At 64.6% G+C, this 19,292-nt stretch carries 19 protein-coding genes; 11 read left to right on the forward strand and 8 right to left on the reverse strand.

Annotated features, from left to right (window positions below; genetic code table 11):
• Positions 1–107 precede the first annotated feature (107 nt).
• Positions 108–1,379 carry a chloride channel protein gene (locus tag PQ457_RS09405; RefSeq protein ID WP_273616618.1) on the forward strand — a complete coding sequence of 424 codons (1,272 nt, stop codon included), beginning with the start codon at positions 108–110 and terminating at the stop codon, positions 1,377–1,379.
• Positions 1,380–1,576: 197 nt separating this feature from the next.
• Positions 1,577–1,753 (forward strand): CsbD family protein, encoded by a 177-nt coding sequence (locus PQ457_RS09410; RefSeq protein WP_273616619.1) that lies wholly within the window; start codon positions 1,577–1,579, stop codon positions 1,751–1,753.
• A gap of 457 nt (positions 1,754–2,210) precedes the next feature.
• Here PQ457_RS09410 and PQ457_RS09415 read toward each other — a convergent pair whose 3' ends face one another.
• On the reverse strand, positions 2,211–3,629 hold the full coding sequence (locus PQ457_RS09415) for a class II fumarate hydratase (protein ID WP_273616620.1): 1,419 nt from the start codon (positions 3,627–3,629) through the stop codon (positions 2,211–2,213).
• Positions 3,630–4,437: 808 nt separating this feature from the next.
• Here PQ457_RS09415 and PQ457_RS09420 point away from each other — a divergent pair.
• The 5 genes from PQ457_RS09420 (at position 4,438) to sciP (ending at position 9,471) form a co-directional block, all read left to right on the forward strand.
• Positions 4,438–4,791: a hypothetical protein gene (locus tag PQ457_RS09420; protein WP_273616621.1), complete on the forward strand. Its 354-nt coding sequence runs from the start codon at positions 4,438–4,440 to the stop codon at positions 4,789–4,791.
• A 124-nt stretch (positions 4,792–4,915) separates the two neighbouring features.
• The gene (gene otsB / locus PQ457_RS09425; RefSeq protein WP_273616622.1) at positions 4,916–5,671 is read left to right on the forward strand and encodes a trehalose-phosphatase; all 756 of its coding nucleotides are present in this window, start codon (positions 4,916–4,918) and stop codon (positions 5,669–5,671) included.
• On the forward strand, positions 5,668–7,464 hold the full coding sequence (locus tag PQ457_RS09430; RefSeq protein ID WP_273616623.1) for a glycoside hydrolase family 15 protein: 1,797 nt from the start codon (positions 5,668–5,670) through the stop codon (positions 7,462–7,464). The genes otsB and PQ457_RS09430 overlap by 4 nt, the downstream gene beginning before the upstream one ends.
• Complete coding sequence (locus PQ457_RS09435) at positions 7,461–8,873, forward strand: alpha,alpha-trehalose-phosphate synthase (UDP-forming) (RefSeq protein WP_273616624.1); 1,413 nt, start codon at positions 7,461–7,463, stop codon at positions 8,871–8,873. The genes PQ457_RS09430 and PQ457_RS09435 overlap by 4 nt, the downstream gene beginning before the upstream one ends.
• Before the next feature lie 271 nt (positions 8,874–9,144).
• Positions 9,145–9,471, forward strand: a complete 327-nt coding sequence (gene sciP / locus PQ457_RS09440) for a CtrA inhibitor SciP (protein ID WP_273616625.1) — start codon at positions 9,145–9,147, stop codon at positions 9,469–9,471.
• Positions 9,472–9,498: 27 nt separating this feature from the next.
• On the opposite strand, the gene PQ457_RS09445 is transcribed toward sciP, so the two are convergent.
• The 4 genes from PQ457_RS09445 to PQ457_RS09460 all read right to left on the reverse strand — a co-directional run bounded on the left by PQ457_RS09445 (position 9,499) and on the right by PQ457_RS09460 (position 12,144).
• Complete coding sequence (locus tag PQ457_RS09445; RefSeq protein ID WP_273616626.1) at positions 9,499–9,939, reverse strand: BLUF domain-containing protein; 441 nt, start codon at positions 9,937–9,939, stop codon at positions 9,499–9,501.
• A gap of 19 nt (positions 9,940–9,958) precedes the next feature.
• Positions 9,959–10,627 (reverse strand): response regulator transcription factor, encoded by a 669-nt coding sequence (locus PQ457_RS09450; protein ID WP_273616627.1) that lies wholly within the window; start codon positions 10,625–10,627, stop codon positions 9,959–9,961.
• 264 nt (positions 10,628–10,891) lie between these two features.
• Positions 10,892–11,320, reverse strand: a complete 429-nt coding sequence (locus PQ457_RS09455; protein ID WP_273616628.1) for an organic hydroperoxide resistance protein — start codon at positions 11,318–11,320, stop codon at positions 10,892–10,894.
• A gap of 77 nt (positions 11,321–11,397) precedes the next feature.
• Positions 11,398–12,144 carry an SDR family NAD(P)-dependent oxidoreductase gene (locus PQ457_RS09460; protein ID WP_273616629.1) on the reverse strand — a complete coding sequence of 249 codons (747 nt, stop codon included), beginning with the start codon at positions 12,142–12,144 and terminating at the stop codon, positions 11,398–11,400.
• Positions 12,145–12,262: 118 nt separating this feature from the next.
• Between PQ457_RS09460 and PQ457_RS09465 the strand changes: the two genes are divergently transcribed.
• A complete protein-coding gene (locus tag PQ457_RS09465) occupies positions 12,263–13,159 on the forward strand; it encodes a LysR family transcriptional regulator (RefSeq protein ID WP_273616630.1) in 897 nt (298 codons plus the stop codon).
• A gap of 57 nt (positions 13,160–13,216) precedes the next feature.
• Here PQ457_RS09465 and PQ457_RS09470 read toward each other — a convergent pair whose 3' ends face one another.
• From PQ457_RS09470 to PQ457_RS09480, 3 genes are all read right to left on the reverse strand, one after another.
• Positions 13,217–13,936, reverse strand: coding sequence for a hypothetical protein (locus PQ457_RS09470; RefSeq protein ID WP_273616631.1), 720 nt, complete (start codon positions 13,934–13,936; stop codon positions 13,217–13,219).
• A gap of 50 nt (positions 13,937–13,986) precedes the next feature.
• A complete protein-coding gene (locus tag PQ457_RS09475) occupies positions 13,987–14,829 on the reverse strand; it encodes a transporter (RefSeq protein WP_273616632.1) in 843 nt (280 codons plus the stop codon).
• A gap of 113 nt (positions 14,830–14,942) precedes the next feature.
• A complete protein-coding gene (locus tag PQ457_RS09480; RefSeq protein ID WP_273616633.1) occupies positions 14,943–16,208 on the reverse strand; it encodes a S8 family serine peptidase in 1,266 nt (421 codons plus the stop codon).
• A gap of 247 nt (positions 16,209–16,455) precedes the next feature.
• On the opposite strand from PQ457_RS09480, the gene PQ457_RS09485 reads away from it, so the two are divergent.
• The 3 genes from PQ457_RS09485 to PQ457_RS09495 all read left to right on the forward strand — a co-directional run bounded on the left by PQ457_RS09485 (position 16,456) and on the right by PQ457_RS09495 (position 19,288).
• Positions 16,456–16,908 (forward strand): RNA polymerase sigma factor, encoded by a 453-nt coding sequence (locus tag PQ457_RS09485; RefSeq protein ID WP_273616634.1) that lies wholly within the window; start codon positions 16,456–16,458, stop codon positions 16,906–16,908.
• Positions 16,905–17,636 carry an anti-sigma factor gene (locus PQ457_RS09490; RefSeq protein WP_273616635.1) on the forward strand — a complete coding sequence of 244 codons (732 nt, stop codon included), beginning with the start codon at positions 16,905–16,907 and terminating at the stop codon, positions 17,634–17,636. The genes PQ457_RS09485 and PQ457_RS09490 overlap by 4 nt, the downstream gene beginning before the upstream one ends.
• A gap of 233 nt (positions 17,637–17,869) precedes the next feature.
• Positions 17,870–19,288, forward strand: coding sequence for an OpgD/OpgG family glucan biosynthesis protein (locus PQ457_RS09495; protein ID WP_273616636.1), 1,419 nt, complete (start codon positions 17,870–17,872; stop codon positions 19,286–19,288).
• Positions 19,289–19,292 lie beyond the last annotated feature (4 nt).

Raw genomic sequence — 19,292 nt, forward strand, 5'->3', positions numbered from 1 at the left:
TTCCCGAAAAGACGCATAAAGACAATTGGCAATCAGACCATGGACGTGGCCGCCTTCCGGGCCTAAGGGCATGGCTTTGAGGCTGGAACAAGGTGCCCGCTGGACCGATGGAACAACGCGCCGAAACAGGGTTTGCCCGCCTGCGGTGGACCGGAAATCTGGCATCGCGGATTGCCGCGATCCTTGGCGCGATGGCGCTGGCGCTGGCGGCCATCGTATTTGCCCAAACGGGCGAGTTGGCACAGCGCGCCTTTCTCGCGCTTTACCACCGCGCGTCATGGGCGCCGCTGGTCCTGACCCCGGCGCTGTTCATGACGGTGGTGTGGTTCACGCGCCGCTTCTGGCCGCTGGCGCGGGGGTCGGGCATTCCGCAGGTCATGGCCGCCTGTCACAATCCCGATGGAGCCAAGGCCGCCGCCCTGCTCTCCCCGGCAACCGCCATCGCCAAATTTGTCGGCACGCTGCTGATTTTGCTGGCAGGCGGTTCGGCCGGGCGCGAAGGCCCCACGGTCCAGATCAGCGCCTCGATCATGATGGCGGTCAATCGGATACTTCGTGTGCCGATCACCTCGGGCGTGGTGATTGCGGGCGGCGCGGCGGGCGTGGCGGCGGCGTTCAACACGCCGCTGGCCGGGGTGGCCTTTGCGATTGAGGAACTGGCCGCCGCTTTTGAGCAAAAGGTCGCGGTTCAGGTCATGGCCGCCGTGATGATTGCCGGTCTGGTCAGTCTGGGCCTGTCGGGCGATTACATCTATTTCGGCGCGATGAGCGCGACGCTGGATCTGCGCACCATGCTGATGGTGGTGCCGCTGGCCGGGATCGGCGGCGGGGTGCTGGGCGGGCTGTTTGCCCGCGCGATGGTGGCCTTGGCATGGTCGGGCGCGCCATGGCTGGTGCGGATCAAGGCGCGGCCGCTGGTTCTGGCCGGGGTATGCGGGCTGATCGTGGCGATCACCGGGGTGGTCAGCGACGGCCTGTCATGGGGCACCGGCTATGAAACCACGCGCGCGCTGCTTGAAGGGCATCACGTCCCGCTGGCCTTTGGCCCGGCCAAGCTGGTTTCGACGCTGGCCACCGCGCTCAGCGGCGCGCCGGGCGGCATCTTTGCCCCCTCGCTCTCGGTGGGCGCAGGCCTTGGGCAAGCTTTGGCGATGATTTTTCCCACCCATGGCGATGGTGCGATCGTTGTGCTGGGCATTGTCGGCTATTTCTCGGGCGTGGTGCGCGCGCCGCTGACGGCGATCATCATTGTGATGGAAATGACCGCTGACCGATCCATGATCCTGCCGCTGTTCGGCACCGCGCTGATCGCCGATTGGGCCAGCGCGATGGTGTGTCGGCCCAAATTGTATCACGCCCTCTCGCTCAGCTTTCGCTAGCAAGGGAAGCCATGCGAGGGAGCGGACCAAACCGCCGCCGCCTCATCCTGTATCACCTGCCGTCACGGACATGGCTTTGCAGGCGTTCCGCTCGCCGTGCGGGATGGGCGCTTCCCCGCAACAGGTCCGCTCCATGGCGGAACATGCCCGCCCACCCCCGCTTTCGCCCATACCGACACGGAAAAAGGAGTTGTACCATGGGTGAAATCAAGGACCGGGCCAAGGGCTTCATGGACGAAACCATCGGCAAGACCAAGCGCGCGATCGGCGCGGCGATCGACCGCCCCGACATCAAGGCCGAAGGCGACATGCAGGAAGCCAAGGGCGATGCCGAAAAGGCCAAGGCCCGCCTCGAAGGCAAGCTCAAGCCCTGAACGGGGCCGGTTGTCCGCCACATGACCGATGGAGCGTTGAGGGCGCAAACCGTACCTGTCGGGATCGGGCCTTCCAGCCCGGTCCCGATTTTTGTCGGCGGCTGGGCATGGCCCCCGATAAAAGCGCGCTGGCCTTGGCAGCCTCATCGCCGGAACCGGCGCGCTCCCCCTACGGTTGCCTGACGAGACAGAGCCGCAGGATGGATCCGCTTTGACCATGATCGACATGCTGCAATTTGTCGGCCTGTTTGGCCTGGGCAGCGATTACTACCCCCTGCCCTGACAAATCCTGACCCATGATCCGGCGCAGGGCGGCTATGTCGTGAACATCGACCTATGCCGCGAACATCGACAGGGAGCAGTTGGAAAACACGCCCCATTAAAGCGAGAACGAGACGCCCAGTTATGACTTCGCATTACGGGCTGACCTATGCCTGATGGCTGAACCGGTCGGTCATCAGGCTTCGGGCAAATGGCCGACCATATCCTGCGGCCGCACAAGCCGGTCAAAGGTGGGCGCATCGATATAGCCGCTCTCCAGCGCGGCCTGTCGCAGGCCGACGCCGCGCCTGTGGGCGTCTCTGGCGATCGCGGCGGCCTTTTCATAGCCCATGTGCGGCACCAGAGCCGTCACCAGCATCAGCGAGAGTTCGACCAGATTGCCCAGCCGCGCGCGGTCGGGCTGCATTCCGGCCAAGGCATGGCGGACAAACCCGTCCATCGCGCAGCCCAGCAATGTGACAGAACGCAGCACATTCGCCCCGATCTGCGGCATGAACGTGTTGAGTTCGAGATGCCCCTGCATGCCGCCGGCCGTGGTGGCAGCGCCATTACCGATCACCTGGGCGCAGACCATGGCCATCATCTCGCATTGCGTGGGATTGACCTTGCCCGGCATGATCGAGCTGCCCGGCTCGTTTTCGGGCAGCAGCAATTCGCCCAGCCCCGCGCGCGGCCCCGAAGCCATCAGGCGGATGTCATTGGCGATCTTGGTCAGCGCCACCGCCAGTTGCACAAGCGCGCCCTGCAGGCCCACCAGAGTGTCGCGGCTGGCCTGCGCCTCGAAACTGTTGCGCGCGGGGCGAAAGGGCAAACCCACCGATTGCCGGATTTCCTCAATCACGATCCGGCCAAACCCCGGCGGAGCATTCAATCCGGTGCCCACCGCCGTGCCGCCCAGCGCCAGTTCCCATACCCCGTCCATGGCATGGGTGATGGCCTGTCGCGCGCGGGCGATCTGGGCGGCATAGCCGGAAAACTCCTGGCCCAGCGTCAGCGGCACCGCATCCTGAAGATGGGTCCGCCCGATCTTGACCACATCGCCCCACGCCGCCTGCTTGGCGCGCAGGTCCTCATACAGCCGCCCGATCGCCGGGCTGAACCGCCGCACCATCGCCCGCTGGATCGCGATATGCAGCGCAGTGGGAAAGGCGTCATTGGACGATTGCGCACGGTTGACATGATCATTGGGATGGACGGGCGCCTTGCCGCCCCGCGCGCCGGTCAGGATCTCGTTGGCGCGCCCGGCGATGACCTCGTTGACGTTCATATTGGTCTGCGTGCCCGATCCCGTTTGCCAGATGGCCAGAGGAAAATGGTCGTCATGTACGCCATCGATCACCTCGCGCGCGGCGGTTTCGATGGCATCGGCCAAGGCCGAGTCCAACCCGTAGCGCCGATTGACGCGGCAGGCCGCCAGCTTGACGATCCCCAGCGCGTGGATAATGGGCAGCGGCATCCGCTCCGTGGGGGGAAAGGCAAAGTTGGTCATGCTGCGCTGGGTCTGCGCGCCCCAATAGGCATCGCACGGCACCGCGACCGACCCCATGCTGTCGCTTTCCATCCTTGTGGGGGGCGAGGTTTCGTCGAGGGACATCGTGGGGAACCTTTGCAACCGATATCAGAACAGAACATATCGCATTTGGCGCGGCGATGCGAAAGATGCGAGGATCATCCTCGATCATGAAGATGGTCACAGGACGCGGATCGCGCATAGGTTTTTCCTTGATGACGGGGGGTGGCCATACTCGAAATTGAGGCGGCCCAACCGTTCGGATTGCTTTGCGATCCAATGGACCGAACAATAAGACGTCAGCCTTTGCGGCGCCAGCCCACCCTCGGCAATCCGGGTGCCTGAAAAGGCAAAATGCCGTTATATTTTTGAAAAAGCACCTAACACAGTTTAAATTTCAGACCTTTTATATATTCAGAAGTGCGTAACTTAAGCGGCTATACTTAATTCTGCGCCGCCGCCGACCACTGGACCGCCATGATCACCTGCTGTCGGCCCAACACGCTTCATCGCGCAAAAAGCACCGTTCCTCACAAGGCAGGGAACGATAGCCCCGCGTTTCTTTTCATCAAATTGAGCAGCGAGGTGCGGAGCCTCCTGCCCGGTGGCATGACACAGGAGGCCAGTGTGCCCCAGACAGATCCTTGGTTTGAAAGCAACAGCGGCGGCCCCCCGATCGGTCCGCGCAAAATTTCCGCAATTGCGAAGGAACCTTTCACGCCGCCAGATCCTTACGTCCATGAACGGTCTGAAGAAATTTCAGATCCGGTGCCCCGCCTTTTCGGCGCCCGTCCTTGGCGCCGGGGCCATGTCCGGATGCATGGACATCAACCGTCGGGGAAATCGACAACAGGTTCTTTCCATCCGGGGGAACACTATCCGGAGAAATGCCATGAAAATCCTGAAATACGTGATCGCGGCCACTGTGATCGGCGCTGTGCCTCATGGCGCGGCGGCCCAGACCGCGGCGCAGACGAGCCAGCCCGCCCCCGATGAAGCCCCCGCCGATGCGCCCTCTGCCCAGACGGTCAAGCCGATGATCGGCGACAATATCTATGACAAGAACGCCGAGCAGATCGGCACCGTGGCCAGCACCAACGGCCAGCAGGTCATCGTGACCACGACCAAGGGCAAGATCACCATTCCTCTGGCCTCGCTGTTTGCCGGAACCAAGGGTCTGGCCATCAACATGACCAAGGAAGAGGTGGATGCCGCGATCCAATCCGCAGCCCGTCAAGGCGCCTGACCCGAAGGGGGGACGCAGGGCCGCGAGAGATGGCCCTGTGTCCCCGCCCCGCAAACGCCCCTTCTTCCTGCGTAAGGCGGTTTGAGCGCGCCGCACGCCAAATAGAAATGCTCTGGAGACATTGATGCCCACAGCCCCGCTTTCCGATTTGTTGGCCCCGCCGCCGCCGCTGCCGGGCGGGGCCAGCCTGTTCCTAGATTTCGACGGGACGCTGATTGAAATCGCCGACAGGCCCGACGAGGTGGCGGTGCCGCAAGGACTGGCCGACCTGCTCTTTGCCATGGCCGCACGGCTGCACGGGCGCCTCGCTCTGGTCAGCGGGCGCTCCATAGCCCAGATCGACACGCTGTTCGGCCGCTCGATGCATGGGTTGGCCATCTCGGGCAGCCATGGTTGCGAATTCCGCTGGGAGGACCAACTGGTCCATCCCCCCCGCCCGGTGGAGGAACTGGAACATGCCGCGCGCAAGTTCGATGATTTCGCCTTTGGCCATCCCGGCACGCTGGTCGAGATCAAGACCTATGGCGTTGCGCTCCACTATCGCGCGGACCCCGCCTGCGCGCCCTATGCCCAAAGGCTGGCGGAACATCTGGCCACGGAAAGCGGACTTGTGGTGGAAAATGGCAAGATGGTGGTCGAGCTGCGCTTTGGCGGCGGCGACAAGGGCACGGCGGTGCGCAATCTGATGGGATGCGCGCCGATGGTCGGGGGAACGCCGGTCTATCTGGGCGATGACCTGACCGATGAAACGGCCTTTGCCGCAGTCAACGCGCTGGGGGGCCTGTCGGTTCTGGTCGGCCCGGCGCGGGCGACCAATGCGCAATGCAATCTGGCCGGTCCGGCCGCTGTGCTGGCCTGGCTGGCAAGGACGGCCGCATGAGTGCGACGCTTGACCTCTGGCCCATCGGCAATTGCCAGATTTCCGCGCTGATCGACCGCGACGGCACTTTTCTGTGGGGCTGCCTGCCCCGCGTCGATGGCCCTCCGGCCTTCAGCGCGCTGATCGACGATGGGGGCGACCGCGCGGCGGACGGGCAGGGTTTCTGGGCCATCGAACTGGACGGCTGCACCAGGACCACCCAGCGCTATTTGCGCAACACGCCCATTCTGGAAACCCGCCATGAGGATGATGCGGGCAATGCCATCGTGGTGACCGATTTCTGCCCCCGCTTTCATCGGCGTGGGCGGATTTATCGGCCGGTGGCCTATGCCCGGATCGTGCGGCCCGTGGCGGGCAGCCCGCGCATCCGGGTGCGGCTGCGCCCGACGCGCGACTGGGCCCGCCGAGAGGTGGAGCGCACGCGCGGCTCGAACCACATCCGCTATATGCTGGGCCATATGACGATCCGCCTTTCCACCTCGGCGCCGATCGGGTGGATCGAGGACGAGCAGGTGTTCCGGCTCGAACGTCCGCTGCATTTCTTCCTCGGCCCCGATGAAGGGTTTGAGGGCAATATCGCCACCACGGTCGAGGAAATGCTCGATCTGACCGTCCGCGAATGGCGGCATTGGGTGCGCGGTCTGGCCATCCCACTGGAATGGCAGGAAGCGGTGATCCGCTCGGCCATCACGCTCAAACTGTGCCAACATGAGGAAACGGGCGCGATCGTGGCCGCGATGACCACCTCGATCCCCGAACATGCCGGGTCGGGGCGCAATTGGGACTATCGCTTCTGCTGGATCCGCGACGCCTATTACACCACACAGGCCCTCAACCGGCTGGGCGCGCTCGATGTGCTGGAATCCTATCTCGAATATCTGCGCAACATCGTCGACAATGCCCGCTCCGGCCATATCCAGCCACTCTATGGCGTGGGCGGCGAGGCGCGGCTGGAGGAAAGGATCGAGGCCGGGCTGGCGGGCTATCGCGGCATGGGGCCGGTGCGCGTGGGCAATCAGGCCTATGCCCAGATGCAGCATGACGCCTATGGCCAGATCGTCCTGTCCAACGTTCAGGCCTTTTTCGACCAGAGGCTGTATCGCATGGCGGGCGAGGAAGACTTTCGCGCGCTTGAAAGGGTGGGGGAAAGGGCGTGGCTTTCCCATGATCAGGCCGATTCCGGCCTTTGGGAATTGCGCGGCCGGTTTCATGTCCACACCTATTCGGTGGCCATGTGCTGGGCGGCCTGCGACCGGTTGGCCAAAGCCGCGCATCATCTGGGCCTGCATGAGCGGCAGGCCCTCTGGCAAGAGCGCGCCGAGCGCATCGGCCGTGGCATCATCGATGCGGCATGGCGCCCGGACACCCAGCGCATGTCGGCCACCTTCGACGGCGATCTGCTCGATGCCAGCCTGATCCAATTGCTCGACCTGCGCTTTCTGGCGCCCGATGATCCGCGCTTTCTGGGCACGCTGCGCGCGGTCGAACAGGGGCTGCGCCGGGGATCGCATATGCTGCGCTATGCCGACGAGGACGATTTCGGCCTGCCGCAAAGCGCGTTCAATATCTGCACCTTCTGGCTGATCGAGGCGCTGCACGCCACCGGGCGCCATGGCGATGCGCGAAACCTTTTCGAGGAAATGCTGGCCCGCCGGACCCCGGCGGGGCTGCTGTCGGAAGACACCAATCCACACACGGGGGAACTATGGGGCAATTATCCGCAGACCTACTCACTCGTCGGCCTGATCAATTGCGCGACGCTGCTGAGCAAACCATGGAGCGCGGTGCGTTGAACCGCCTGATCGTCATCTCCAATCGGGTATCGCCCCCGATGGGCGATGGTCCCGGCAATCAGGGCGGTCTGGCCGTGGCGCTTTCGGCGGCGCTGCGCGAAAGCAGCGGGATCTGGTTCGGCTGGTCAGGCGAGGAAACCGAGGCCTTTACCGGCCACATCAATTTCCAGCGCAGCTATGGCGTGACCACCGCCACCGTCGATCTGGAAGCGCAGGACGTTGAGGAATATTACAACGGCTATGCCAATTGCACGCTTTGGCCGCTGTTTCACAACCGGGTCGATCTGGCCGAATTCGAGCGTGGTTTTGCGGGCGGGTATGAACGGGTCAATGACCGTCTGGCCGAAACGGTTGCACCGCTGATCGAGGAGAGCGATCTGGTCTGGGTGCATGATTATCACCTCATGCTGCTGGGGCGAAACCTGCGGACGCGGGGCGTGAAAAACCGGATCGGCTTTTTCCTGCATATCCCCTGGCCGCCCGCGCGCCTGCTGGAATCGCTGCCGGGGCATGGTGAATTGTTCGACGCCATGCTGGATTATGACGTCATCGGTTTCCAATCGGAAAACTGGCGCGAGTCCTTCATCAGATATGTTCAGACCCATACCGACGCCACCATCGACCAGGACGGCACCATCACCCTTGGCGAGCGCCGGACGCGGATTGTCGTGTGCCCCATCGGCATTGATTTTGCCGAATTTCACGAGGCCGCCAATGGCCAGACCGCCCGCGAATTCTACGAACGCATGCAGCGCAGCGCCAACGGTCGCACGATGATCGTGGGCGTGGACCGGCTCGATTATTCCAAGGGCCTGCCCGAACGCTTTCTGGGCTATGAGCGTCTGCTCGCCTCGCGGCCCGATCTCCATGGACAGCTCTTCCTGCTCCAGATCGCCCCGCCCTCGCGCGAACAGGTGCGCACCTATCAGCAGATCCGCGCCACGCTCGACAGCCTCTCGGGGCGCATCAACGGCGAGTTTGCCGACGCCGAATGGGTGCCGCTGCGCTATATCAACAAAGGCTATCCGCGTGATGCGCTGGCGGGGATTTACCGGGCCTCGCGCATCGGATTGATCACGCCCCTGTGCGACGGGATGAATCTGGTGGCCAAGGAATATGTGGCGGCGCAGGACCCGGACGATCCCGGCGTGCTCATCCTGTCGCAATTTGCAGGGGCCGCGCGGCAGTTGACCGATGCGCTGATCGTCAACCCCTACAGTCCTGACGAACTGGCCGAAGCCATTGATCGCGCGCTGCAAATGGATCTGAAAGAGCGCAGGGACCGCTGGCGTTCGATGATGGAGAGCATCCGCAACGAGGATGTCCGCTGGTGGCAGGCATGTTTCACCAAAGCGCTGGCAGGCGGACAGCATGAACCGCTGCCGGAGGACAGGCCGCAGGTATCTTAACCAAGACCGGCGGCAAAGACGCGCCGCCCCTTGCCCATGCCGTTTGCCAGAGCGGCCGCCGGAAAAATCCCCAAAGAGGTTCGGACCATTCACGGCTCTGGCCATGAATGGTCTCACGGCCACTGTCCGGCGCATAATCGCAACGCTTGGCGGCACGGGGCATCCCTGACCGGGCACCAAACAGCAACTAAGTGGTATACCGTATTACCCGAATGCCGGGCTTAGGCATGAATGAAGCATTGCGATCGCAAAATACCCGCGGAGGTGCCGCATGGTCGAAAATCAGAAAACCCGCCCTAGCGCCGTGCGGGGTCCTTTGGGCGAAACGCTGACGCTCGAAACCCTTCCCCCGCCCGACACGCGCCGTTGGGTCCCGCGCCGCAAGGCCGAGGTGGTGGCCGCGGTCAATGGCGGACTGCTGACCGTGGGCGAGGCTTGCAGCCGCTACGCCCTCTCGCTCGAGGAATTCGCCAGTTGGCAGCGCGCCGTCCATCGCAACGGCCTTGGCGGGCTGCGCGCCACGCGGGCGCAATATTACCGCGAACTCTATGACCGCCAGATGCGCAACGAGAGCCATCGGGAACGGGAAGAACCTTGACGCAAATCCGTCAGCAGACCTCCCCGGTCAGGGCTTGTCGGCCTGCGCGATGATGACAAATTGTTCAAGTAGATCAATAATTTCGTTCGTATTTTTAATGCCGGCATGGAACAGGTTTTCGACCTTGTCGGCCACGAACAGCGAAGGCCCGGCATAGGCCAGCGACCAGTTGCTGAAAACCCGCTCCGCCCGGCTGCCGCTCAGGAAAGTCACGATGTCGTGGTGCCGCCGGTCGGCCAGGATGCTCTGACGGATGGTAGCGATGCTCTGGGCGGGGCCTTCCAGAAACTGCACAAAGCGCGATCCGGTGAACAACAGCGCGCCGGTTACATCCAGCGCGGCATTGCGCGGGATCGATTTCTCGACAATATCGTCCACCGCCCTTTGCGCCCATACCAAAGGCAAGGCGCAGCGACTGGCATAGAGCCAGCCGACCAGCCCGCTGCGTTGAAGGGGCGGATGGGTCATGGGATGAACAATCCTTTCTTCATGCGGCGTCCTCATCGGCACCGGCAATCCCCGCCAGCGTGGCAAAGCGGATCAGGGCGACAAGATTATCCATGCGCAATTTCTGCATGATATTGCCGCGATGCATCTCCACCGTCCTCACCCCGATCTTCAGATCATCGGCGATCTGCCGATTGGTCATACCCGCCACGATCCTTTTGAGCACATCCTCCTCGCGGGGGGTGAGATGGGCGCGCAAGGCGGCCGCCTCGCCGATGAACTGCTGGTGGGCGACCTTGGCCGGAAGGATTTCATAGGCATAATCCAGCGCCAGCCGAACTTTCGCCATCGGGCATGGGATGGTCAGACAATCAACCGCCCCTGCCCTCAGGGCCTGCACGGCTTCGCGGATGGTGGGATCAACGCGCATCACGATGACGGGCATGTCCGACCTTTGCGCCAAGAGAGCACGGATCGTGTCCAGCCCATCGCCCTCGCCCGCGCGCACCGCCAACAGCACGCAGCCCGCCGGAAGATGGGGCGCCTCCTCGATCAGATCCACGCCGCCGGCAAAGGCGCGCGTTTCCAATCCCTGATGCCGCAAGGCCAGAGCGAACCGTCGCCGATAGGACGCATCACTATCCACGACATAAGCCACGCGGTTGTTGAACACGATGTTGCTCGTTTCACGCCCGGATCGCTCGGGCAAACTGCTTACCATTCAGCGGCAAGGGTAAATCGCGCTCACCCTACACGATACCGTAGCATTACGGTATGGAAAGAAGAGCAATTGGTGATCAGGCCCCTTGGCACTGCCTTGAGGCCGATCCCCGCCTTGGCCCCTTACCGGAAATCTTCTATACCCCAGGCTGTCATGCTGCGGGGAATGACTGTTCCCCCGTTAACAGGCCTAATGGCTGGCAGCCCGTAAGGGAAGGATGGCCTTCCCTCCCCCCGGTAAAGCCCGAAAATGTCAGGCCAGCGTCAGGCTGACGCTGATATTGCCGCGCGTGGCATGGCTGTAGGGACAGATTGTGTCGGCCTCAGCGATCAGCGCCTCGCCCGCGGCGCGATCGACGCCCGGCAGGGTCACGGCCAGTTCGACCGTCAGGCCAAAGCCCTTGTCATCGCGCGGGCCGATGCCCACGGTTGCCCTGACGCTGGCGTCAGAGGGCACGCGCGGCAGGGTCTTGTCCTGCGTGGCGGCAAATTTCATCGCGCCCAGAAAGCAAGCCGCATAGCCCGAAGCGAAAAGCTGTTCGGGATTGTTGCCCTGTCCATTGCCGCCCAGTTCCTTGGGCACGGCCAGCGTTACGGAAAAGCTGCCGTCATCGGTTGCGGCCTTGCCGTCGCGGCCGCCGGTGGCTGTGGCGCTGGTCGTGTAACGGGGGGTGATCGTCATCGAATTTTCCTTATGAGGGGCGAAAAAGTTGCCCGCATCCCTGCCCTGGCTAAGGATGCGGGCGCTTGGCTAAGGGTTCAGATCTGGACCTGTCCGCCATCGACGAAGAGTTCGATGCCATTGATATAGCTGGCATCATCCGAGGCAAGGAACAAGACGGCTTTGGCGATCTCCTCAGGTTGGGCAACGCGCCCGGCCGGAACCAAACTGGCCAGATAGTCCTTGGTTCCCTCGGCATTTTCGCCAAACAGATGGGTGACGCCGGGCGTGTCGGTCACGCCGGGGCTGATGGCGTTGACGCGGATGCGGCGGTCTTTCAGATCCAGGATCCAGTTGCGGGCAAAACTGCGCACCGCCGCCTTGCTGGCCGAATAGACACTGAAGGCCGGATTGCCCGAAATGCTGACGGTCGAGGCGGTCAGCACCACCGAGGCCCCATCGCGCAGCAGCGGCAGCGCCTTTTGCACGGTGAAGAGCACACCCTTGACGTTGGTGTCGAAAGTGCTGGCGTAATGCTCCTCGCTGATCGCGCCCAGCGGGGCAAATTCGCCGCCGCCAGCATTGGCGAACAGGGCGTCGATCTGGCCATGCTGCTGCTGAACGGCGTCATACAGGCGGTCGATATCGTTCAGGTCGGCCATGTCGCCGCGCACGCCCGTCACCTTGCCGCCGATGGCCTTGAGCGCCGCGTCCAGCGCTTCCTGACGGCGGCCGGTGATGAAGACCGAAGCGCCCGCATCGGCAAACGCCTTGGCCGTGGCCAGACCGATGCCCGAGGTGCCGCCGGTGATCACCACCACCTTGTTGTTGAAATCCTGTGCCATGGTTCATTCTCCTGTTGCTTGGTGCGGCACCCTTCGTGCCGGTGAGAGAGGAGATGCACCCGGAACGATATTGGCTGTAGTCGGCAAAAATGATACTTATCGTTCCATCAAAGGAACGATGATGCGCGCCGACCTCAATGACTATGCCTATTTCGCCGCCGTGGTGGCCCATGGCGGCTTTGCCCCGGCCGGGCGCGCCCTGCGCGAGCCCAAGTCGAAACTGAGCCGCCGCATCGCCGGACTGGAAGCGCGGCTGGGCGTGCGGCTGATCGAACGGTCCAGCCGCCGCTTTCGCGTGACCGAGGTGGGGCAGAGTTTCTATGAACGCTGCCGCGCCATGCTGGATGAGGCCGAACGGGCCGAAGCGGCCGTGGCCGAGGCGCAGGCCGAGCCGCATGGCCGGGTGCGCTTCAGTTGCCCCACCGGACTGGTCGAGGTGGTCCATCCGCTGATCGCCACCTTTCTGACGCGCTATCCCAAGGTGCGGCTGCAATTGCTGGCGACCGACCGCGCGGTCGATCTGATCGAGGAGCGCATCGATCTGGCGCTGCGCGTGCGTGTGGCGCTGACCAGCGATGCGGCCCTGACGATGCGCTCGCTGGGCCATTCCTCGCGCATTCTGGTGGGCAGCCCGCAGATGGCGGGCCGCATTGGGGGCGATATTGCCGCGCTGGCCGGGCAACCGACGCTGGGCACCGGCGACGAGATCGGCGAGGTGGACTGGCATCTGGAGCGCGGCGATGGCGCCACCCACCATCTGCGCCACGAACCGCGCATGACATGCAGCGATTTTGCCGCCGTGCGCGGCGCCGCCATGGCCGATCTGGGGGTGGCGCTGCTGCCCGATCATGTCTGCGCCGAGGCGCTGGACGATGGTCGGCTGGTCCGCCTGTTGCCGCCTTGGCGCGCCCATCGCGGCATCGTCCATCTGGTGTTCACCACGCGGCGGGGGCTGCCGCCTGCGGTGCGGGCGCTGATCGACCATTTGGCCGCCCATTTCCCCAAGGAACCGTGAAACAGCCTGCCCCGGCCGGGGCGAACCCGACCGGGACAGGATAAAAAAACCGATGCCTTACAGGCCCAGCAGCTTGTTCAACCGGCTGATCACCGACGCGCTCAACGTGGTATGGGTCGAGGTCGCCAGTTGCGTCTGGGCCGCCAGCAAAGACTGCCGCGCGGCGGCAAGGCCCGCCTGATCGGAGGCCAGCCTTGTCTGATCGGCGGCCAGTTGGTTCCGGGCGGCGGTCAGATTGGCCTGCGCGGTGGCGACCGCTGCGGCATTTTGCGGCGAGGCGCTTTGCGCGGCGCTCAGCGCCGCCTGCGCATTGGTCAGCGCGGTCTGATCCGCCGCGATATTGGCCTTGTCCGCCGCGATGGCGTTGGAATAGCTGGTGATCGAGGCCCGCGCGCTGATGGTTGAGGATTTATAGAGCGACAGCGCCCCCACCACCGATTTGGACGAGGCATGCGCCAGCGCCGTGTCCGACGCATGGGCCGCGTTCAGCTTGCCCAGCATGGCGGCGGCTTTGTCCATCGAGGCCGCGCTATTGGCATTGGCATTGACGTTGGCATTGGCCGCAACGCCCGCATGCACCCCCGCCGATGCTGCCGCAGGCACAGCGGCGGCGGCCGGAACGCCTTGCGGAATATGGACCGTAGCCACGCTGGGCGGCCCCATGGTGACAAAGGCTGGCGGACCGTGCGGCACGTTGGCGGGCGGCGCGGCAAAGGCCGCTGATGCAGCCAGCAGGGCCAGCATGGCGGTGCTCATGGCAACAGGATTGTATCGCATGTCGAACTCCTTGAACGATGGTTTCGTGACTGCCCCCTTGCTTCCCCCTGTCAGCGCATCAGGCTCAACCGCAGCCCCGCACCCACGCGCGGACTGGCCCGGTTGAGCCCGCCCATGGCATATGCGGTGATCCCCAGCCCGCGTCCGATCCGATAGGTCATGTAGGGCGAGACGATCGCCTGCCCCGGCAGGCCCGTGACGACCGGATCGCGATAGGCAAAGCTGAACCCGTAATTCGCCTTGGGCGACGGGCGGAAATTCAGCCCCGCCGAGGCCATGACGCCATTGCGAAGCTGATAGACGGCCGGGCTGCCCAGCCAGGAATAGCCCGCCGAGCCAAACAGCATCACGCCCGGAACCAGCGTTTTGTAAAGGTTGGCGCTCAGCGTGTAGTCGGTCTGGCCCGTGCCGATATAGGTCGGCGCGGTGGGCAGTTTGACGCTGCCGCCCAGCTCGAGCGAGGGCAAAATACCGCTTTCCCGCACCACCATATAGGCGCCGGTCAAAGCCAGATCGCCCAGCCCCGACCGCCGCGTGGTCGCGGTGCCGGAGGACGATGAAACGATGACCCCGCCCACCATCTGGCCCGGCCCGTTGATGAATTCATAAGGCAGGCTGGCCTGAAGCCGCAGGCGGCCCAGTTGCGCCTTGGCGTCGATGGGGATGCTCCAGACGGTCGTGTCGGCGGCGGCTCCGTAATGGCCCGCCGAATAGTCAACCCCTGTGGCCAGTTCAAAACGCGGCGCAGGCAGGGCATCGCTGTCCTGCACGGGGATGACCGCCGATGATTTCCCACCCGTCTGCGGATCAGTCGCCCCCGCATGGGCCGCGCCATGCACCGATGCGGCCATCCCGATGCAGCCCAGCGCGGCTGCCAGTTTCAATATCCTCATGTCCCACCTATTTCGACAGTGAAGGTTTAACCGTGTCGAAGGGGAAGACGCGCGGCGAGGGTGACTCCTTTCAGCGGGCGGAAAATTTTTTCAAAATCGCGGGGTGCGGCGGTTCAGGGCGCGTCGATGATCCCGTGGCCGTAACCGGCCGCGCGGCCATGGGGATGGCGGGCCGCCGCCGCCAAGGCCGCCACTGCGCGATGCGCCAGCACCGGATCGGGCCGGGGCAAGACGGCCGACAATCGCCCGCTGACAATGGGGGCGGCAAAAGATGTGCCGCGCACGGTATCGATCCGCCCGGCCGCATCGGGCGCCGAAGCGATCCCTTTGGCCACGAAATCGACGCGCGGCACATGGCTGGCCTCGGGCAGCAGCCGGTCCTGCATATCGACCGCCGAAACGGCCACGACGCCCGGATAGGAAGCCGGGAAGAGCGGGCGGGCCTGCGGTCCGTCATTGCCCACCGGGGCCACGATCAGATAGCCGCGCCCCACCATGATGCGAATGGCGGCCTCCACCATCGCATTGGGCGGCCCGACCATGCTGACATTGACCACCGGCACCTGTTCGCGCGCCATCCAGTTCAACCCGCGCACCAGCAGCTCGGCCGAACCGCCGGTGGGCGATGCGCCATAGACATCGGCCACATACAGCTTTTTGAGCGGCATCCGCCCCTGGGCATCGCGCGAAGCCTGAAGCAAAAGGGCGGCAACCGAGGTGCCATGATCGGCCGGTGTGGGCGATGGTCCGGCAAAGGGTTTTTCCAGAACCTCCACCTGCCGCAGACCGGCAATGGCCCGCCCCACGCCGGTGTCGATGATGCCTGCGGCCTGCGCGCCGACGGATTGCACAGGCGGCGGCGACAGCGGCGTTGCAGAGCGGCGGCCCGACGGGAAAAACACATGGTTCCAGTCGAATGTTCCCTCCGGCGCGATCTGGCGCAATCGCCGGATGGCGCGCGGCGTGTTCTCATCCGACTTGGTCAGCACCAGCATGGCCAGATCCAGCCCATCCAGCCGGTTTTCACGCAGGATGGTGAAACCGGCCTTGCGGATCGCCTCAAGGCGCGAGGCGGGGATGTTATAGGCCAGTATCTCGGCCCGAACGGCCAGCGCCCCATTGCGGTCGGTTTCAAACACATCCGGGCGGGCCTTGGCGATTTTGCGCGCCTCTTCGATCCGGCCATTCGACAGGCGCTGGCTGCGCGCCTCGTTGGCAATGGCCTGCGCCGCCGCCTCGCCCCCGCGCAGCAGGCCCAGATCCGCCGGAGGCCCATGCGCCACATCGGGCAGGTTGGGAAAGGGATGCATGCCCATTCCCATGCCCATTCCCATGCCGCCATGGCCCTGCGCCGCCGCGCATTGAGGGGCAAAGGCCATGACCAAGGCCAACCCCGCCGCGAGCAGCCATCGCCCGCCCCGCCTCCCGCACGCCGCCTTGTCGACATCACTTGCCATCATCGGATAGGGTCCGTTTTCCATCTTCCCGCGCATGGCGAAAATTTTTTGCGCGCCACGCGCATCTACCGGAAAGAAACGTCTGGCCCCAAGCGTCTCTTTCACAAGGGGATGAAAATTGGACGAGTTACGCCGAGGAATTGCCGCTCTTTTGCCGAAATTGCGACGGGTGGCCTGGGCCTTGACCCAGCATGAGGCCGACTCGCTCGATCTGCTTCAGGCGGCGGTGGAAAAAGCATTGAGCCACGAGGCCGGGGCCCCCGGCTCCGATCGGCTGGGTTATTGGATGTTGCGGATCATGAAGAACCTGTGGATCGATGAAATGCGCAAACGGCGGCGTTGGCAAAGGATCGTCGCGCCCATGCCCGATGACAGCGACCCTTCCGACCAAGGCGACGCCGTGAACGCCAGCGAGCGCCGCGTCGAACTGGCGCGGGTGCGTCAGGTTCTGGAAACCATGCCCGAGGATCAACGGCTGCCGATCCAGCTCGTGGTGATGGGCGAGTTGTCCTATGGCGAGGCGGCCGAGTTTCTGGACATTTCGGTGGGCGCTTTCACCAGCCGTCTGGCGCGTGCGCGCTCGGGCCTGCTCCAGACCCTCAAGGCGCAGGAGGCATCATGATGCTGGGCGATGTGAATGAACTGGTCGTGCGCTATGTCGACGGGGAAATGGGGCAAGAGGAAAAGCGGGCCTTTGAGGCCATGCTGGAGGCCCGCCCCGAATGGCAGGCGCTGGTGGCCGAACACACCGCCTTGCGCGCCGGTCTGATCGAGGCGTGGGGCCCGGCGCCGGGCGAGGATGATCTGGCGCGCATTCATCGATTGCTCGAGGCGCCTGCCGATGCCGCCGCGCCCCTGCCCCCCGCGCGCGGGTTTCAGGCGGTCCGTCGTTTCTGGCCGATGGCGGCCATGGCGGCCTCGCTGGTGATGGGGGTGATGATCGGCGGGTGGGATGCAGCGCCCCCGGCGGCGGCGTTGCGGGTCGAGAATGGCCGGTTGATGGCGGCGGGCGCTCTGGATTCCGCCCTGTCGCGGCAAGCGACCGCGCAGGCCGACCATGGCCCGGTCACGATCCGCATGAGCTTTCGCACGCAGGATGGCGTCTGCCGCCTCTTTTCCATCGCCGGAGGCACCACCGGGCTGGCCTGCCGCCAATCGGGCCGGTGGCGAGTGCAAAGCACGGTGCAGCAGGAGGGTGAGGCAAGGCAGCAGGGCGAATATCGCCTGGCCGGATCCTCCTTGCCCCCATCCCTGATGGCGCAGGTCGATGCCATGATCGCGGGCGCGCCCCTGTCGGTCAAAGAGGAGCAGCGCGAAATCGCCAAAGGGTGGGCCGGGCCGACATCATAAGTCCCCGCCGCCTCTCCTCCGCCGCACACGCTTCACCGATCCCTCCGTTCCGCCTGCCCCGGAACATCTTGGCGTGTCGTCACATTTCATTCGCGTAAATCCGCCGTACAGCGGAGCAGCGCGAGTTTTGCCCCATGATCACACAAAACGCACCCACCGCCTGGTCGCGCCGAGGCGTTTGCGGCGCCATCGCGGGGCTGCCGCTCCTTTCACTGGCCCAGGCGGCGACCTCCATGGGCGGGCTCGACGCAGCACGCTTCGCCCCGCCCCAGAGCTTTTCGTGGGAGGGGCTGATCCAACGCGCCCGCGCTATGGCCGCGCGGCCCTATGAGGCAGAGCGTGAAGCGCCAGGCGCGAACCGGATCGACTATGACGCCGCAGGCAAACTCACCTATGGCCCTGCCGAGGCGCTGGCCGGAACGGTGCGCCTGCTGCCGGTCAGCCGCTATGCGCCTGTGCCGGTACGGCTCAACCTGATCCGGAACGGTCAGGCGCGCCGGCTGCTGTCCGCCAAAGGGCTGTTTGCCGGAGGGCGCGATGCGGCCCCGGCCGGTTTCCGCCTGCTCAATCCCGGCGCCGAGGGCGACTGGCTGTCCTTTCTTGGCGCCACCTATTTCCGCAGCGCGGGCGCGCAAAACCAATATGGCATTTCGGCCAGAGGCGTCGCGGTCGATACCGCGCTGGAGGGCGGCGAGGAATTTCCGCGCTTCACCGAATTCTGGATCGAGACCGCAGGCGATGCCCATGTCCGCATCCATGCTCTGATCAACGGCCCCAGCCTGTCGGGCGCGATGCGGATCGACAGCACCCATGGGCCGGCCGGGGTGATACAGGATGTGACCGCCGCCTTTGCCATGCGCCGCGACATAAGGCGGCTGGGCATAGCACCTGCCTCCAGCATGTTCTGGTACGATCAGGATGCGGCGGCGCGCGGGCCGGACTGGCGGCCGGAAATCCATGATTCAGACGGTCTGGCGATTGTCGCGGCCAATGGCGAGCATCTCTGGCGCCCCCTGCGCAACCCGCGCCATGCCCGCACCAATGCCTTTGCCGCCACCAATCCGCGCGGCTTTGGCCTGATGCAGCGCGATCGCCGCTTTGCCGACTATCAGGACGATGGCGCCTTTTATGACCGTCGCCCCAATCTCTGGGTAGAGCCGCTGGGCGATTGGGGGCCGGGCGCGGTGATGCTTTATGAATTTCCCACCGATTCCGAAACCACCGACAATATCGCCGCCTTTTGGGTCAGCGACGAACCGATGCGGGCGGGTGGCTATCATGAGTGGCGCTATCGGCTGCACTGGACATCGCACGATCCCTCGGTGGGCTCGGGGGCGCATCTGGTCGATCAATGGAACGGCGCGGGCGGCATACCGGGCGGCGCGGCGCAGGAGGGCACGCGCAAGCTGGTGTTTGATTTCGAGGGCGACAGTCTGATCGGGCTGGACCGGGCGAGCGGGGTCGAGGCGGTAACCAATCTGCCGCCTGCGGCCGTGGTGACGCAGGCGGCCTATCCGGTGGTGGGCGCGGAGCGGCGGTGGCGGGTGGTGCTGGATGTGCGCACCGCCGCCATTGCCCAGCGCGAATTTCGGCTGTTCCTGCGCCGCAATGGGGCGGCGCTCTCCGAAACGATTATCGCGCCGATGCAATGATGGC

Origin of the sequence: Novosphingobium humi (assembly GCF_028607105.1) — a bacterium.
GTDB lineage: Bacteria > Pseudomonadota > Alphaproteobacteria > Sphingomonadales > Sphingomonadaceae > Novosphingobium > Novosphingobium humi.